Annotated in this window: 17 protein-coding genes; 5 read left to right on the top strand and 12 right to left on the bottom strand. The window is 32.9% G+C overall.

Translation table 11 applies throughout. The annotated features are described in order from the left end of the window. Positions 1–177: 177 nt before the first annotated feature. Positions 178–1,212, bottom strand: a complete 1,035-nt coding sequence (locus tag ACTNDN_RS09840) for a C45 family autoproteolytic acyltransferase/hydolase (protein ID WP_031536818.1) — start codon at positions 1,210–1,212, stop codon at positions 178–180. A gap of 173 nt (positions 1,213–1,385) precedes the next feature. Next, a complete protein-coding gene (gene gnd, locus ACTNDN_RS09835; RefSeq protein WP_031536817.1) occupies positions 1,386–2,282 on the bottom strand; it encodes a phosphogluconate dehydrogenase (NAD(+)-dependent, decarboxylating) in 897 nt (298 codons plus the stop codon). Positions 2,283–2,462: 180 nt separating this feature from the next. On the opposite strand from gnd, the gene ACTNDN_RS09830 reads away from it, so the two are divergent. Then, a complete protein-coding gene (locus ACTNDN_RS09830) occupies positions 2,463–3,308 on the top strand; it encodes a MurR/RpiR family transcriptional regulator (RefSeq protein ID WP_235252281.1) in 846 nt (281 codons plus the stop codon). Between the two features lie 99 nt (positions 3,309–3,407). On the opposite strand, the gene ACTNDN_RS09825 is transcribed toward ACTNDN_RS09830, so the two are convergent. Both ACTNDN_RS09825 and ACTNDN_RS09820 read right to left on the bottom strand, forming a co-directional pair. After that, positions 3,408–4,457, bottom strand: coding sequence for a C45 family autoproteolytic acyltransferase/hydolase (locus ACTNDN_RS09825; protein WP_235252280.1), 1,050 nt, complete (start codon positions 4,455–4,457; stop codon positions 3,408–3,410). Positions 4,458–4,815: 358 nt separating this feature from the next. Further along, entirely contained in the window at positions 4,816–6,147 is a 1,332-nt protein-coding gene (locus tag ACTNDN_RS09820; RefSeq protein WP_031536813.1) for a GntT/GntP/DsdX family permease, read from the bottom strand. Between the two features lie 271 nt (positions 6,148–6,418). Here ACTNDN_RS09820 and ACTNDN_RS09815 point away from each other — a divergent pair, with 271 nt between their 5' ends. From ACTNDN_RS09815 to ACTNDN_RS09800, 4 genes are all read left to right on the top strand, one after another. Then, the gene (locus ACTNDN_RS09815) at positions 6,419–7,837 is read left to right on the top strand and encodes a polysaccharide deacetylase family protein (protein WP_251629384.1); all 1,419 of its coding nucleotides are present in this window, start codon (positions 6,419–6,421) and stop codon (positions 7,835–7,837) included. 161 nt (positions 7,838–7,998) lie between these two features. Then, a complete protein-coding gene (locus ACTNDN_RS09810; RefSeq protein WP_251629383.1) occupies positions 7,999–8,229 on the top strand; it encodes a hypothetical protein in 231 nt (76 codons plus the stop codon). Positions 8,230–8,449: 220 nt separating this feature from the next. Further along, complete coding sequence (locus tag ACTNDN_RS09805; RefSeq protein WP_311298479.1) at positions 8,450–8,632, top strand: cyclic-phosphate processing receiver domain-containing protein; 183 nt, start codon at positions 8,450–8,452, stop codon at positions 8,630–8,632. A 20-nt stretch (positions 8,633–8,652) separates the two neighbouring features. Then, positions 8,653–8,805: a hypothetical protein gene (locus ACTNDN_RS09800; RefSeq protein WP_441131179.1), complete on the top strand. Its 153-nt coding sequence runs from the start codon at positions 8,653–8,655 to the stop codon at positions 8,803–8,805. A gap of 925 nt (positions 8,806–9,730) precedes the next feature. Here the strand turns inward: ACTNDN_RS09800 and ACTNDN_RS09795 are convergent. The 8 genes from ACTNDN_RS09795 to ACTNDN_RS09760 form a co-directional block, all read right to left on the bottom strand. Further along, entirely contained in the window at positions 9,731–9,925 is a 195-nt protein-coding gene (locus ACTNDN_RS09795; RefSeq protein WP_251629382.1) for an antitoxin VbhA family protein, read from the bottom strand. Between the two features lie 196 nt (positions 9,926–10,121). Continuing rightward, entirely contained in the window at positions 10,122–10,868 is a 747-nt protein-coding gene (locus ACTNDN_RS09790) for a restriction endonuclease (protein WP_251629381.1), read from the bottom strand. Between the two features lie 706 nt (positions 10,869–11,574). Beyond that, positions 11,575–12,843: an ADP-ribosylglycohydrolase family protein gene (locus tag ACTNDN_RS09785; protein ID WP_251629379.1), complete on the bottom strand. Its 1,269-nt coding sequence runs from the start codon at positions 12,841–12,843 to the stop codon at positions 11,575–11,577. Positions 12,844–12,914: 71 nt separating this feature from the next. Further along, positions 12,915–13,136, bottom strand: coding sequence for a hypothetical protein (locus ACTNDN_RS09780; RefSeq protein ID WP_251629377.1), 222 nt, complete (start codon positions 13,134–13,136; stop codon positions 12,915–12,917). Continuing rightward, complete coding sequence (locus tag ACTNDN_RS09775; RefSeq protein ID WP_441131178.1) at positions 13,137–14,528, bottom strand: SIR2 family NAD-dependent protein deacylase; 1,392 nt, start codon at positions 14,526–14,528, stop codon at positions 13,137–13,139. A 112-nt stretch (positions 14,529–14,640) separates the two neighbouring features. Beyond that, entirely contained in the window at positions 14,641–15,030 is a 390-nt protein-coding gene (locus tag ACTNDN_RS09770) for a hypothetical protein (RefSeq protein ID WP_441131177.1), read from the bottom strand. A gap of 110 nt (positions 15,031–15,140) precedes the next feature. Then, complete coding sequence (locus ACTNDN_RS09765; protein ID WP_251629372.1) at positions 15,141–15,623, bottom strand: hypothetical protein; 483 nt, start codon at positions 15,621–15,623, stop codon at positions 15,141–15,143. 78 nt (positions 15,624–15,701) lie between these two features. Beyond that, positions 15,702–15,968 carry a hypothetical protein gene (locus tag ACTNDN_RS09760; protein ID WP_251629370.1) on the bottom strand — a complete coding sequence of 89 codons (267 nt, stop codon included), beginning with the start codon at positions 15,966–15,968 and terminating at the stop codon, positions 15,702–15,704. Positions 15,969–16,390 lie beyond the last annotated feature (422 nt).

Raw genomic sequence — 16,390 nt, 5'->3', positions numbered from 1 at the left:
AGATCTTCAATTAATAGTTTCATTGCTAATCCACTAAACTCCGATAGTTATGAGTCCCTTCTTTTTAATTGAACTACCCGTCAACTTCTAGATTAATCCTTCTTAAACTTAATTACGATATAAATAAAAAAGCCTTATCCCTTATATATCAAGGTTTTAGACATTAACTAGCATACATCATTTAAACGAATTACTTTTCTCGATTAAACCAGTCATTTTATTGCTGGCAATATCTTTCCCATTCACCCAATTATTAAAATTAAAATCCAAAGCTTCCTTCCCTTGAGCTATAGAAGTAATAATTCTCGATTTATTAAAGGAATAGGAAAAGGTATGAAGTGTTCCAAATAGGTTTTCATAATCTGTAAAAAATACAGGGGAGCGTTTATTTGCGAAAATTTTAAACATCTCGTCTTGTGTTAGTTTATCTCCATAAAATGATTGTAAATAATTATTTCTTTTGATCGAACCATCAATAGATAATCTATTTTTTTCTTGGAGTTCCTGCGTTTGAAAATGATTAACACATGATAAAAGGGAATCATCATTTCTGATACAAATTTTTTCCGGGGTTGCTTCAATAACCGCAATGTTGCCTTTTTTATCACCCAAGGAAAAATTATAACACGCTGAATGCGGTAATTCTTTTAGCAGAGCAAATGCATCATCGACTGTGGAGCAAGTATCCAATGCCATCCTGATTGCTGTCCAAGGTGAAATACCTTTTGTATATCCATTATAACTTACAAAGTTTAGTCCCATTACTAATCCTTCCTGATTAGCTCCATCGTGTCTCCCTAAAATTTGGAGATTATATCCTGCTGTGGCAAGTGCTGTCTTTGATTGGACTAAACTAAAAATACCATCATAAAAATCGGGGGAAAAATCATAGTTCCTAACATAATATTGATCTGTAAGTATAGCCGTGCACCCCATCGCATCTATCTTTGGAACATCATAACCACTAAACATGGATGCAGCTCTAATAGATGAAATTCCCAATCCTTGTGCTAGTCCTTCCAACTCTTCTAGTAGATGGGGAGTATAGGATGAAAATATGGAGCGCATATTTTTATAGTCAATGTCATGCTCGAAAATCTTATTCCACATCGGAACAAGAGAACTATCCAGTATGTGCTGTCCTGTTTTCATCCCAATATTAAAAGAACTATCTTCTCTAATTTGAACTATCTTCACCTCAAATTTCTTCATAACTAGTACCTCCAACTTTTAGTTCTGGTTTATTTTCATATGAATCTCACCTCCATGATACTTGCAATTAAAGATAATTTCCTGTCAATGGCTGCTCTTTTTAGTCTGTTCTAGTTGTCCATTTTTTCAAAAAAGTCCTTCAGCAAAACATACTTGCTAAAGGACTTTTCGTTTTATTTAGATTCTACACTATGGCCGCCAAATTCATTTCGTAAAGACGCAACAACTTTACCTGAAAATGTATCTTCATCTAATGAACGATAGCGCATCATTAAAGATAATGCTGTAACTGGCATAGCCGTTTGTAAATCTAATGCTGTTTCCAGTGTCCATTTTCCTTCACCAGAAGAATGCATTACACCTTTAATACCTTCAAGCTTTGGATCTTTAGAAAAAGCATTTTGCGTTAATTCCATTAACCAAGAACGAATGACAGAACCGTTATTCCAAACCTTTGCCACACCTTCGTTATCAAAATCATACTCACTTTTTTCCAGTAGCTCAAAACCTTCTGCAATGGATTGCATCATGCCATACTCAATTCCATTATGAACCATTTTCAGAAAATGGCCGCTTCCAGATACACCAGCATACGTATAGCCATTTTCCACACATAAATCCTTAAACAATTCTTCAACCTTATCAAATATTTCTTTATTGCCGCCAATCATCATACAAGCGCCATTTCGAGCCCCGTCTACACCGCCACTTGTACCAACATCTAAATAGAAAACGCCAAGTTCTTCTAAATCAAGCCCTCTTCTTTTCGAGTCTTTATAATGAGAATTACCACCATCAATAATAATATCCCCTGTTTCCACATACTTCTTTACTTCGCACAACACATTTTCTGTCACTTCTCCGGCAGGAACCATTAGCCAAATTACTCTTGGTGTAGGCAGATTTTTCACTAAATCCTCAATTGTATTTACTCCTGTTACATTTTTATGAGAAATTTCTTTTACAGCGCTTTCATTTATATCAAAAGCTGTTACACTATACTTATGATCCACCATATTTAAAGCTAAGTTATATCCCATTTTTCCTAAACCAATAAGACCGATGTTCATTCGTTATTCTCTCCTTTTGAAAAAATATTTCTCTATATAAATTATTATACGAAATTTTTTTCGAAAATAATACCCCTTTACGAATATTTTTTGAAAAAAAATGTTATAATAAGAAAAATTTTTTCAAGTGACTAATTGTGTTATACTACAACTATATTAATTTGGAAAGGATAGAAGTCTATGGCGCAAAATTGTCTTGGGAAAATTCGTTCCTATTACGCTAGACTAAGTGAAAAAGAAAAAAAAATCGCTGATTACATTCTTGAGAATCCTGAAAAAATCATTCATTCCACCATCAATGAATTAGCAGAAGATTTAGGCGTTGCGGACGCAACGGTTTTTCGGTTCTGTAAGCGGATTGGTTTTAAAGGCTATCAAGCAATGAAAATAGCTTTAGCTTCTGAAGTAATTGAACCAATTCAGCAAATTCATGAGGAAATTAGCGAAAATGATAGTGTCAAAACCGTTACTGAAAAAGTATTTAAATCCAATGTACGAACACTTGAAAATACATTGGAAATACTAAACGGCCATTCTATTCAAAAAGCAGTTGAATTATTATTACATGCAAAACGAGTAGAGTTTTATGGTACAGGTGGTTCAGCTGTTATTGCAATGGATGCTTTCCATAAATTTGTACGAACTGGAATTAAAGCGTTTTCATTCGTAGACTCTCATTTTCAGCTAATGTCTTCTTCTCAACTATCAGAACAGGACGTCGCTGTCATTATTTCACACTCTGGTACTAACAAAGATACTATTAGCATAATGAAAACAGCTAAAAGTAATGGTGCTAAAACCATTGGAATTACTGGGTATCCCAGATCACCAATCGGTCAGAATTCAGATGTAGCTCTATTCACAAGCTCTGAGGAAACGGAATACCGTTCGGAAGCTTTATCTTCAAGAATTGGTCAGCTTAGTTTAATTGATGCATTATATGTAAATGTGATGATTTTAAATAAAAATATTGCAAATCAATCATTAGAAAGAATCAGAAATGCTATATCGGATACAAGAATATAAGGGAACGAACGATTCTTACTACTTCCGTGTTTTAACAAAGCCAAAAAGGGAGTTAGTTATGGTTAATCCATAATTAGCTCCCTTCATCTATTCAAACTATTATAATATCTCCATATTAATAAAAGGAGTATCAAATTCAAGCTTTCCTTTAATTCTTTTTAAATTCAGTTTTTCTCCCTTCAAAAAGGAATCCAAATCAATGATTAAAGGCATTCGATCACTACCAATCGCAAACCATGCTTTTTTTTCATGAGGGAGATATGCTGCGGTGTGAAGCGTTCCAGACCAAGCATTATACTTATTTGAAAACACTTCTTTATCCCTATCATTCAATATGCGAAAAGCTTCATATACATTGGAGTAACTGCCTTGTTGTCCTTCTATTTTCTGCTTTCTTCTTATGGAGTCATCCATTTGATATTGGTTTTCTTCCTTTAAGATTTCGAAATGATTGGTACTTATATTTGATTTTCTTGCAATAACTGACCTTGGAGTTGCTTCTACCACGTATGCTTCTCCACAATTGTCTAATAATACATAGCTAAAAGAAGTTCGATGAGGAATTTCCTTTAATAAAGCAATTGCTTCTTCCACATTTGCACATGTTTCTAAGATTATTCGACCAATCATATTACATATAAAACCATCCCCAGAACCAACTCGATTAATAAAATTATAGCCCATCACTAGACCTTTTTCATTCATGCCATCGATTCTTCCAGTTATTTGCATAGATGGACCAATAACAGCATAACCCGTATCAGTTGGCTGATATATCATGTAACGCCCTTCGTATGAACCAGGATGACTATCATAGTTTCTAATTAAGTAATTCGATCCTGCTAAGATCGAACAGCCACTTCTTGCATATTCGACGTAATGGCCACCAAATTCCCTTAATGCATCTTTGAGTTTCCAGTGGAGAGCGTCTGCTAGGCCATTGATTTCTGCTAGCATTCCCGGAATAAACTTATTAAGAAGCTGGATGGATTCTTTTTCATTTATGGTAAAATAACGTTTCCGCTTTGATGTCCAATGCTTTATTCGATTAGGCAAAATAGGAGATTCCTTCAATAATTGTCCTTGCACATATCCAAAATCATAATGATTTCCACGAAATTGAATGAAATCACTATATACTTGTTTCATCAACATTTCCCCTTTAATTGCTTCCATATGGAGAATATAACTATACTATATTTTTAGAGAATAACAAGTAAATTGCTTTTGGTAAATGTTTTTTCAAAATTGAGATATCTATTTGCTTAAAATAAAAGAATATTCTAAATTTAAACTAAAAACATTTCCTGTTAATTAACATAAAGAGGGTACTCATCGCTCGCCCAATAGAAAGCATAGTGTTTTCATGTTGCGGATTAACACATACTTTTATTGAAACCTTCTTTAAAATAAAAACACGAAAAATTATACATGTTTTGTATAACTGTTCGTGTTTATCACTAGCGGGAATACTTATATCCCAGCTTCTTCCACTATAGGGATTCTATTAAACAATTAAATCTAATATTAACACTCCTGCAAATGCGACGAATGATAATACCGTTTCTAGAACTGTCCAAGTTTTAAATGTTTCTTCTACTGTTAACCCAAGGTATTCTTTTACCATCCAGAATCCAGCGTCATTTACATGAGAGAACATTAGAGAACCTGCACCTGTTGCGATAACCAACAGCTCCACATTTACTCCTGACATTCCAGCAATAATTGGGGAAACAATTCCTGCAGCTGTCGTTAAAGCAACTGTTGCTGAACCTGTAGCTATTCGAATTAATCCAGCAATTATGAAAGCTAATACTAGTGGTGATAAAGATAAGCTTTCCGACATTGTTCCAATCGTACTCCCTACTCCACTATCAATCAACACCTGTTTGAACGCTCCACCTGCTCCAATGATTAATAAAATGGAACCAACTGGTAAAAAACAGTCTTCTGTAAATTTTTTAATACTATCTTTATTCATTCCTTGACGTATACCAAGGAAATAGAAGGCAAAGAATACAGCAATTAATAGTGCTAATAATGGACTACCTAGAAAGGCAAGTACATTTCTTACCCCTTCTGAAAAGATCGTCAAATAAGGTGCAGCTGTTCCAATTATCATTAAAATAACAGGTAATAAAATAGATAAAAATGATACGCCAGTACTTGGCAATTTATCTTGTGCTATTGGTTCTGCAGTGATAAGAGAAGATTCTCCCTTTGGAAAAACACGCTTATTAATCCACTTCGCAAATAATGGTCCACCAATGATTCCAGCAGGTAACGCAATAATCAGTGAATATAATAATACAGTTCCTAAATTAGCATCAAAAATTCCGATTGCCGCAATCGCACCAGGGTGTGGCGGAACAAGGCCATGGACGATTGACAATCCAGCAATACCAGGCAATGCTATCAATAGAATATTCTTCTTTGTTGCTTTTTGAATAGATATAACTAATGGCAATAATATTAAAATACCAACCTCAAAAAATACGGGAATTCCGATAATAAAGCCAGAGAAAAACATTGCCCATGGTAATTTCTTTTCCCCAAAAACGTTTACAAAAAAGTTAGCAATTTTTAATCCTGCTCCAGATTCTGAAAGCATTTTCCCCAAAATAGTCCCTAATGCTAATATTCCTACTAAGTGACCTAAAACGCCGCCTACACCAGTTTCATAAGCGCTTACAATCTTGTCAAAAGATAATCCTGAAAAAATGGCTAGAAATAAACTTGCTACTGTTAAACTGATAAAAGCATGCCACTTTAATAGTGAAACTCCTAAAATAACAATAACTATGGAAAGTAATGCAATAATTAATAAATAGGCATCCATCTTTGTACCCCTTTTCCCTTACGTTTGAAAGTGTTTTCATTTGATGTTTTTATTATACGAAAAATTTTTTCTTTTATCAACCCATTATTAAAGAAAATTTTTTATTCTTAATATTTCTGAAAAATTGAGTTTAATCCTTGTCATTATTCCCAGCTTTGCATTAGGAAAAATTCCCCCAAAAAATTTCTTTAAATGTAAAACCAATCTGCCTTCTATTACGTCTATATAATGGAGATCAACTTATAGATTACAAGCAAGGAGCTAAATCATCATGAAAAGCCTTAGATGGAGAAAATATTTAATATCCTTTTTTTGCCTCAGCCTTTTATTTTTTGGATTTAAAATTTTTGAAAGTGAAAAAAAGAAAGCTGCTGAACCGCCAGCCAAAAAACCAGAGGTAAAAATACAATATGATAAAAACTATAAAACTATTGAAATAAATTCATATGTAAAGGACAAAAAGCACGGTGGGTACTGGACTAGTTATCCTATCCTTCCAGATAAAACGATAACTTCCTCATTACAGCAATATATTGCAAATAAGATTATCGAATATGATCAGCATATTCAAAAAGCCAATGTCCCAAAAACACAAGAAACTTCCTTACATATTTCTTACTCAATCACCCATTACAGCAAGCAGACCATCTCTATTCTTTTTGAAACCTATGAATATATAACAGGGACTAACGGAATTTCGAAAACAGAAAGCTTAACATTTGATTTACAAACACATAAACAGCTAACACTAAAAGATCTTTTCCAAGAAAACAGCCATTATTTATTTAGCCTTTCAAAAATTAGTTATTGTGAACTAATGAAGGATAACGTTCTTGCAGCTGACGAAGGATTATTAAAACTAGGAACAGCTCCTAAAGAAGAAAACTTTCAAAATTTTGCGGTTCTAAATGATTTCATTCTTTTCTATTTCCCTGAAAATCAGGTCGCTACAATAGAGCAAGGAGTTCAAGAACTAGCTATCAAAAAAGAAATCTTACAAGATAAATTGTTGCCAATCTATCAAGATAATGAAAAAAATAATAATCAACTTACCGAAACAACTCCTAATAAAATGGCTACAGAATTACCAGATGTAGCGAAAATTGATCCGTCAAAAAAAGTCATCGCCTTAACTTTTGATGATGGACCAAGTAATAAACCAACAAAAAAAATCTTGAACGCATTAAAGAAAAATAACGGTCACGCAACGTTTTTTGTTCTTGGCGAGCGGGTTCAATATTACCCTGCTATCATTCAGCAGACTATCAAAGAAGGACATGAAATCGGAAACCATTCTTGGGATCACCCTCTTCTAACTAAAATGACAATGAAAAAGGCTTTAAAAGAGTTCCAAGATACAGATACCTTACTAAAAGAAATAACAGGATTGGAAACAACAATTATTCGTCCTCCATATGGAGCAATGCAAAAGGAAATTAAAAAAGAACTTGACAAAGAAATCGTTCTTTGGACCATTGATCCAGAAGACTGGAAACAGCCAACAAAAAAGAAAATTGTGGAAAAGGTCATGAAAGAAGCAAAGGATGAAAGTATTATTCTCCTCCATGATATTTACGATATAAGTGCTGATGCTGCCGTAGAAATTATTGAGAAGCTAACAAAGGAAGGATATCAACTAGTGACTATTTCTCAATTACGTGAAATTCAAGAGGAGCGAGAAAACAATTGAGATGAGGAGATTATTTGTTTATGGGACAATGAAAATTACTTCCCTTATTAATATTTAAGTAACCGTTATTTTAATAACGCAAAAACCTATTTAATGATGGACAACCAACTAACTAAGATGATTTACATATTATAAAAGCAAAAAATGAAGGAGGTTCACTTATGCAACCAACAGTCATTACTGGGCTTAACGGAGTGATTTATCAAAACTTTCCTCAGCCAACATATGGAGCTTGGAATCAACAGATGTTAGGAAATGGAGATAGTTATTACTACATGATAGGTGGCCAAATGTTCAAGATCGCTCCCAGACCACAAGGAACCCAAGCATATTATCCTTATCTAGGTCCAAATGTTCCTTTAAATACTTTAAATAGAAGACGGTGGTTTTGATTTTTTGTTATAACTTCCTCCCTATTATCTAGGCTAGAAGTTACTTTTACTCTCTGCTTGCCCTGTTTCTTAATACTTTGATAGTCAATCTAGTTTAACTTAAATTGGATTGACCACCAATTGTATTACTATTAAATATAGCAATGTGCATTTATACTAGGAGAGATTACATTTAAACAATTTTATCCAAATAACAATTATATTAGAGAGGTTGTTTCCCATGAACATAATCAATCTATACGTCGATGATTTAAGAGACTGTCCAATCGGCTATACAATTGCAAGAAATATGGAAGAAGCTATAGATTATCTTAAAAATTATAAAATTCATATCCTCTCTCTTGATCATGACTTAGGAGAAGATTCAGATGGCCATCTATTGCCTACTGGGTATGATTTGTGAAATACATGTGTGAAAACGGGTTGCGTGCTGATAAAATCTACCTGCATACTGATAATGGAGTGGGAAGAGAAAATATGTTTCATACTCTTAAAGCAGCTCAAAAAAGAGGTTTTATAGATGAAGATATTGGGATTTATCATTACTCTATTACTCCAAATAAATATTCTGGATAATGCTAAAAAACTATTCAGTTAACACAATCCGCCTCCAGTTTTAAACCAAGGAGGTCTTTTTATTTTTATGACCAAGAAAACGAACTTGTTCCATCTGAATAGAAAATAGAAAAAGCTCAAATCCCGTAATAAAAAAGGATTTGAGCCTCCTGTAATGAATGACCTGTACTGGGTTCGAACCAGTGACCCCTTGCCTGTCAAAGGCGAGTCTTGTATTCTTGTTCATTATTTAGAGTTACCGATAGTTACTGCAAATCCTTATGTATCAAGGGGTTTGCGGTTTTTTGTTTTCTTCAGTAATTATAAATTATTTCTGTTTATTTTAAGTTTGTTGCCATATGGATGCCACGGTGGAGGCCATTAGAAAACATTTTATCAGAGTATATTTTTTACATAAAATGGAATCTACAAGCCCCCATTTCTGCTGAAAAGATTCAAAAAAACCCTTTAACAAATAGAAACACCATTAGATAAGAAACGGAAAAAAGGAGTATTTAGAGAGCAAAATAGTTTCTTGGGAACAGACAAAAATGTGCAGCTTATGGAGCTATAAAAAACGATCATAAAAAATGGTCAATTAAAACCAAACTATCATCACAAATAGGAACACAAAATCAATTTATTACTGGCTCATTATTAAAAGCTGATAACCTAGGCTGTTGAATTTTCAATTGAAGTCCTACCATTATTCAAAAACAAGACTCTTCTTTGCCAATTTTGAACATGGCAGCGAAGAAAGATTATACCTATTTCCAAATTGGATCAAAATTAAATTTCTTTTCCTATTCAAAAATGCTTAATTGAACCAGCCTACATAATTTTATCATATAGCATATTGTACACAGTAATAAATCTCTAATTTAAATGCTTGAAAAAGGGCTATACCCAAGAAAAAACTTTTAGAACAACATCTTATTGTTTATCGTTAGCAGCGCTTCGATTTCAACACTAGCTTTTTTGCACATTCTTGAAATTCCTCTTCTGAAATTTCTCCAAGTAAACTTTTACGAACAAGTTCTTCATATTCTTTCTTAACTATATAACCTTCTATTTCTAAACTTGCTTTTGCATTATTCATTGCCTTTTTTATTTGTTCCTCTGTATATTTAGAGTTTGTCATATTGATTACTCCAATCTAAAATAATCTGACAGCTGACTGGTGGCTTTATTTTTTATTTATTTTTCCTACTTCCTTTAACCTATTCTACGAATTCCATTATATTCATCTGCTTCTATGCTGATTTATCTATTTAGACAAAAATAAAACAAAACACTAGAAGAGGAATATTTATTCAGAAAAAAAAGATCATAAAAAATTAAAAATAAACTATTATTTTTTCCGCTCCCAAAGTATCTTCCCTTAGTGATTCATACCGCTCTCGTTCCCTATTAATATTTTTAAGCATATTGATTAATTGGTCTCCATTAATTAGCTCGATTTCTTTATTGGCTGCATAATCAATTGCATATTTGGAATACTCACTTGTCGTAACAAAATATCCCTTCTTTGCATTCATATCTATAATCGCACTATGCAGTTTCTGTATCTCCGTTCTAGATACCTTTTTGGAGGTGTATCTTTTACATTCTACTAAAAGAATATCTTTGCCATCCTTTAAAATAATATCTTTTCCGCCATCATTTGTTTTTGGAGTTAGCTTTCCTTTGTAACCGATTAGTTCAAACATTTCTTTAATAAATCGTTCAAATTCAAATGCATCCATGTTTTTTATTTCATCTAGCTTTGCTTTATCTTGCATTTGTTGTATTTGTCGTTTTTTATATTCTTCTAATTCTCTTTTACGTTCTTGCATTCTCCATTCTTGATATTTCTTTTCCTTTACTTTTGCAAGGTGATATAAAAAATAAAGAAACGCAGCAAATAGTAGAATACATGCCCATTCTTTTATACCTAAAGAACTTATCATTGTTTTCATATCATTTATAACTTGAACAGTGAATTGAATGATAAACATGAATAATAAATAAATGCCAAAAATCACAATTACAATATTCGGTAAAATCCCCTTTTTCCTTCTTTTATATTTCCTGCGCTTAGCCAATTCATTCACTCCTTCTTGCTTCTATTTATAAGATAACCAAGAAGGAGAAATATCATATATAAATTTAAAATCATACCAGTAAAATATTTTTAACTCCTATTGAAGAATCAACTGAAGGTATTATTTTTCCCCCTCAAACATTGATAGAAAAATTAAACTGTCTGAAAATAAAAGAAAAGCCCAAATCCCTCTGTACAAAAAGATTTGAGCCTTATTTATTTCATACTATTCCTTAGTAAAAATTCTTAGAGAGTAAGGTTTAATCATTAAAGTTCTCATAATTCAGTAAGAAATTGAAAAAAATCTTAACCAATTTTTGATCAAAAAATACTCTTTTTTACATAAAGAACGGATCAACGTACCATTATTACTCAAAACAATAATTTACCTCATCTATAATTTATTTAGATAAAGGCTCTAACATTCCAAACTTACAATCTGAACAAAAATGTTCTTTTGCTGCACAAGTAAAACAAATTCTTCTTCCACACTTAGTACATACATACCAACCATAATCAGAGGTGTCTCGGTATCCACAACCTGCGTGACAACTCATCCAATTGCTCATATTGCCACCGCTCTTCTCAGCTTAATAAATCCTTCACTCTACTGAATAATATATTTTCATCTTAATCAGGTAAGTAAAAAACAAAATATCCCGACTGAAGTTTGGAACAAGAAACACGCCCTTCCGTTTCCCCAATTTCTAATCTTGCATGCTTTCTTCCAGCTGTCTCCATGCTGCTAATTCTTCTAGTTGTTCCTTTGAGAATCTTGGTTTGATTCTCTTCAAAGTGAGGTCAAAGTGGTGAATCATGATGTATAACCATGTTAATTCATGTTGTTTAATGATGCTAGGTGCACCTAAATCTGCTAATCTTCTTGATCGTCTATAGCGTATTTCCATATCTAGCCACGATTTTTTCTCTTTGGGATCATCTTCATTGAAAATTATTCTTGTTAAGTATATGTCCTTCTGAATTTGATTCATTAGTTCATTTTGCTCACTAGTAGGTGCCTGATGTTCAATGAGTTTTATTAATGTCTTTGTGTTTCTCTTCAAATTCGAAATATAGTGGTCTTTTTCATTTTTTATAGATGCTGTATTACAACCTCTAGTGAAAAAAAGTAAATGGCTTAACTCTATGAGCTCTGCTTTATTTTTTAGTTTCCCTTCATACTCTTGAGGCAGATTGCTCCATCCTACTTCTATTCCTTTTAATCCTCCAGCTATTGCAGCGATGGTATCACTGTCCCCGCCAAGATTCGTTGCTTCTACAACAACATCTCTATAGGTTTTACAAGTTAACAGCCAATATAGAACCCATTTCATCGTATGGACAACATATCCATCAGCTGGACAATTAGGTTTTTCATACAATTCCTTTTCATAAATGGTATTTCTTGCTTCCTGTTCTATAACTTCCTTTAAGTCTTCTCCATGTAAAAGTCTGTATGCAATTCGATTGTAAATAATACAAGTATGAGCCGCTTCATCATCAAAATGAGTCATCTTTGATTGAAGGTATGTGATTTCTTCCATTTTTTTCAGATCTGTATATGCTAATGCAATAGGGAGACATCTCATAAGACTGCCATTACCGGCACTTTTTTCATCAAGCGCAAAATGAGCCTCTTTTGCCGCTTCTGCCCAGTCTTCTTTATATTTGTAAAAAGCAATTTGAATAGTTATCCCAACATCCTTAGGGTTTGTGTTAAACCAGTCTAAAAAATATCGGCCAATAGCTTCAATGGGATTTTTAGAGTTTTCAATTATTCCTTTTGCTACGGCAATGGTCATCGCCGTGTCATCTGTGGTTTCTCCTGGTTCAAGGTCCCAAACTCCACCACCAATTATATCTGTCACTCTTCCGTGAACTCTTATAATTTCATCTGGCGACATAAATTCAGTAGTTCCACCTAATGCATCGCCAACAGCGAGTCCAATTAATCCACCTTTTATTCTATTTAACAAATTGCTTCCCCCTTACATATTGGTTTCATGAACATATTTTACCCATCATATCAACACCAAATGTTGCTGTACTAACCGCCTTTATCCATTAATTGCAGACTTGTTTTCTTTAGAACTTCCATAAACGTATTAATACTCAGATCCGTACTATCACTGACCACAACACGAGGAGGCTGCCCCCCACAAGCTCCCTCGCTTTTTTCATAAAATTTTTGCAGTACACTGAAATTATTTGTGCGTTTTTTGATGTAAATAATTTTAAAATTTCTTCGTAAATCTTGTTCAAAACCCATTTATCCTTTAAGTTGTTCTTTCACTTTATAGCAAATATTCGATATATCTCCCAACACCTCAAGACCAAACATATCCTCCATTTCCGTTTTTGTACCATTAATTAGGACAAATTTAGCCTCATTTTCTAGGTAGTTCGGTAATTGATTAAAAGGAGATACTTGTAAAGAAGTTCCTACAGCTAATACTAAATCTGCATCACTCACTGCTTTTTGAGCCATCTCAAAATCATGAACTTGATCACCAAAAAATACGACATTTGGTCTTAATACAGTCTCGCAGCTACATGTCGGGATTCGTTTTTCCTTTAGAAGCTGGCTCAACTCATAGGATTTATCACAACTTGGACATGAACATGTAAATATATTTCCATGCATTTCAATAACATGTATGTTTCCAGCTTTTTGAGATAACCCGTCTACATTTTGCGTAATAATTGTTATATCTTTACCCATGTCTTTTTCAAGCCACGAGAAAAATCGATGTCCCTGATTAGGCTCTATTGCTTGTATTGTCGCAACTAATGCTTCATGGTTTAGAAATGGGGTGACATGCTGTAAGGAGGATTGAAGTAATGTATAAAAGCTTCCCCAAAATGCGTAAGGATCATTTAAAAATGTTTCTTCATTTAAATCTTGCAGAATCGCAGGATTTTTCTTCCAAAGTCCAAGAGAAGGGGATCGATAGTCAGGAATTCCACTATTGGTGCTTAAACCTGCACCAGCTAAAACAGTTATCTTTTTTGCATCCCTTATCATGGTTGCAAGTTTCTCTATTTGTTTCAAATTAGTCGGTGGAGAATATGTTTTTCGGATACTATCATTGATTAATGACCTTGCTGCATATCGCATTCCCCTTCTTAACTCTATTTCAGCTTTTTTAGAAAGCGGTGCATATGGTTTTCCATTTTCATCATAAGCATTCTTTTTCCAATAGAAAGAATCTAATGAGGGAAGCCCTTCAACAGAATCTATCAATTTACTAAAAAAGATTCCTGATTGACTGGAAGAAGCCATAGCATTTGTAGCTCCATATCGGTAAACAATGTCCCATGTTTCCTGAAAAGAATAGCCTTTTGTAACCTTGGAGTTTCGGTGATATACATAGAACCCTATTCCAGCTAAGAGGTTTCGATAGCCAGGTACATGAATGGTACCAACAATTTCAAAAGTATGATTAGAGTGTGCGAGATGACCGAGGTTGACGATTTTATCTTTTGGATCTTCCTCATTAGATTCCTGATCGATATACTCACAGAGAATGAAATTTCCAAATTCATTTTTGAAATTCAAATCTAAAATTTTTATCTTGCCTTCCATTAAATGAATTTCATCACCTTCAGCCATAGTTTTTTGATAAAAATCATCCAGAACCTTTAATATCTTTTTACCCAAAGTATCCTCTCCTTTTCATGAACTTTCTATAATTTAACTACTATTAATGATAAAACTGAGATCAACGTACATTATTGATCTCCAATTGATTTTATCTTTAAAAAAACGGATACTACTTGTTTTTGAGATCGCTCAATAATTTATCAAATATACGCTTACTGATTGCCTGATAACTGATACCCTGTGTAGAAGGGTTAAAGGAGGAAATGTGTCTTTTAATATCACTAGTTGCCAAACCAATCTCTTTATCCAATAAAAGCCTCACTGGTAATTCAACGTTAAATCTTGGATCTCCTGAATAACGATAATCTCCAGTTACTTCATACACCCCCTGCAATTGTTGAACACTCCCTAATACATAAACAAGCATTTTTGAATGTATTGGAATGAAATATTTACTAAATACACGGTTATTAGCATTAAATGTGATTCGTTCATCTCTTAATCTGTCATTTCTCCATTGATCCCACACAAATTTAATACCATATTCACTTGATATCATCGTTTTTCCCCTCTCTTTATTTTCAATTTTTATAATAGTATTATAAATTTTAGATAAACATACCGTGTTGATGAAGGAGTCAGTGGTGCCCTGATCTTTATAAAACATTTTTAAATTAATTCAACTAATTCATATACATCATCCAAGCGATTATATTTAATTCCTTTTCCTTCCTCAGCCAAGAACTTTCGTAGCTCCCTTAAATCTCGAGTAAATTGCATATCACTCATACTAAACTTTTCAAGAATCCTTTTCTTTTTTATTTTTGTTTTATTGTAGAATAAACGAAGAATATACAGAATCCGCTGCTGGGGAGAAAATGAGCTATAATTGATTTGGTAGAAAGTATCATAGAATAATTGATAAAATTCCGGATTCATATATTCTTTTTCTAAGTATATGACTTTATATCGCTCTAACAATTTCTTACATTCACTCCATTCAATCACAACCTCTGATTTTTCAATAAGGCTGCCATTTTCATCCTCTGTTTCTAACCAAAAATGATCTAAAGCCTTTACGTAATCAATTTTTAAAACCATTCTCTTACTTTCTTTTTTAAATATCGCGATGACAACAGCATTTTCAAACATTCTGTTCACCTCATTTTTATTTTTAGGGGGAATAAGTTTTATATCCCTGCTCTAAAAAGAACAGGGATTATTTAATTGTTAAATGAAAGTTAAATTCTTATAGGAAAGAATCATATTTTCATAAAAATTTTCAGGAAAATCATCTTTATGAATCGTTTTTGTATAAACGGTATTATTATAATTTGATTGAACTTTTACTAAGTAAAAATTTGGATGTGAATTTGAAATAACTTCACATTTTAAATAAACTATTTTTTCACGATACACCCTTTTAATGACAAACTTAAACCCAACATAAATCTCCCTTTTTTCCACATTAAAATAATTTTTTAAACAATTAAACATACTCTTCCCCCTTTAAAATTTAACTTTTAAATTTTTAAAAAAATTACGACAAAAAAACCCGCAGGCACACTTAGGGTGTGTCTACGGGTTTCGTCTACTATTAAATTAATTTACTCTTACATTTTACCTTAATTTGGATAAATTATCAAGGATTAATTTGTTATTATATCCATTTTTTTCTTATTTATCTAATAAATTAAATGTTTGCCTCGTGAAACCCAAAATGAAGTGTCCCTTGATCAAATTAAAAACGCACTTTAAGTGGCATAGAATTCTTATTACCTCTATTTAAATGGAAATTTCCCCATTTAACAGTACTCATTTAAAGCAATTAACTCAACTTTCGCACCAAAAAAATAAGTGCAAATCGTTAGTTGTATTGCGTCTATGGTCTATTAAATATGTTGCTTGACAGTGTTTAA

This window comes from Niallia sp. HCP3S3_B10 (assembly GCF_052064465.1).
Classification (GTDB): Bacteria; Bacillota; Bacilli; order Bacillales; family Cytobacillaceae; genus Niallia; species Niallia hominis.
This window is presented reverse-complemented; position numbering and strand designations above follow the sequence as displayed.

Coding starts and splice junctions, on each gene's coding strand:
- ACTNDN_RS09805 (WP_311298479.1), top strand. CDS start 8,450: ATGAACATAATCAATCTATACGTCGATGATTTAAGAGACTGTCCAATC.
- ACTNDN_RS09815 (WP_251629384.1), top strand. CDS start 6,419: ATGAAAAGCCTTAGATGGAGAAAATATTTAATATCCTTTTTTTGCCTC.
- ACTNDN_RS09810 (WP_251629383.1), top strand. CDS start 7,999: ATGCAACCAACAGTCATTACTGGGCTTAACGGAGTGATTTATCAAAAC.
- ACTNDN_RS09765 (WP_251629372.1), bottom strand. CDS start 15,623: ATGTTTGAAAATGCTGTTGTCATCGCGATATTTAAAAAAGAAAGTAAG.
- ACTNDN_RS09780 (WP_251629377.1), bottom strand. CDS start 13,136: ATGGGTTTTGAACAAGATTTACGAAGAAATTTTAAAATTATTTACATC.
- ACTNDN_RS09795 (WP_251629382.1), bottom strand. CDS start 9,925: ATGACAAACTCTAAATATACAGAGGAACAAATAAAAAAGGCAATGAAT.
- ACTNDN_RS09830 (WP_235252281.1), top strand. CDS start 2,463: ATGGCGCAAAATTGTCTTGGGAAAATTCGTTCCTATTACGCTAGACTA.
- ACTNDN_RS09770 (WP_441131177.1), bottom strand. CDS start 15,030: ATGATATCAAGTGAATATGGTATTAAATTTGTGTGGGATCAATGGAGA.
- gnd (WP_031536817.1), bottom strand. CDS start 2,282: ATGAACATCGGTCTTATTGGTTTAGGAAAAATGGGATATAACTTAGCT.
- ACTNDN_RS09820 (WP_031536813.1), bottom strand. CDS start 6,147: ATGGATGCCTATTTATTAATTATTGCATTACTTTCCATAGTTATTGTT.
- ACTNDN_RS09840 (WP_031536818.1), bottom strand. CDS start 1,212: ATGAAGAAATTTGAGGTGAAGATAGTTCAAATTAGAGAAGATAGTTCT.
- ACTNDN_RS09760 (WP_251629370.1), bottom strand. CDS start 15,968: ATGTTTAATTGTTTAAAAAATTATTTTAATGTGGAAAAAAGGGAGATT.
- ACTNDN_RS09825 (WP_235252280.1), bottom strand. CDS start 4,457: ATGAAACAAGTATATAGTGATTTCATTCAATTTCGTGGAAATCATTAT.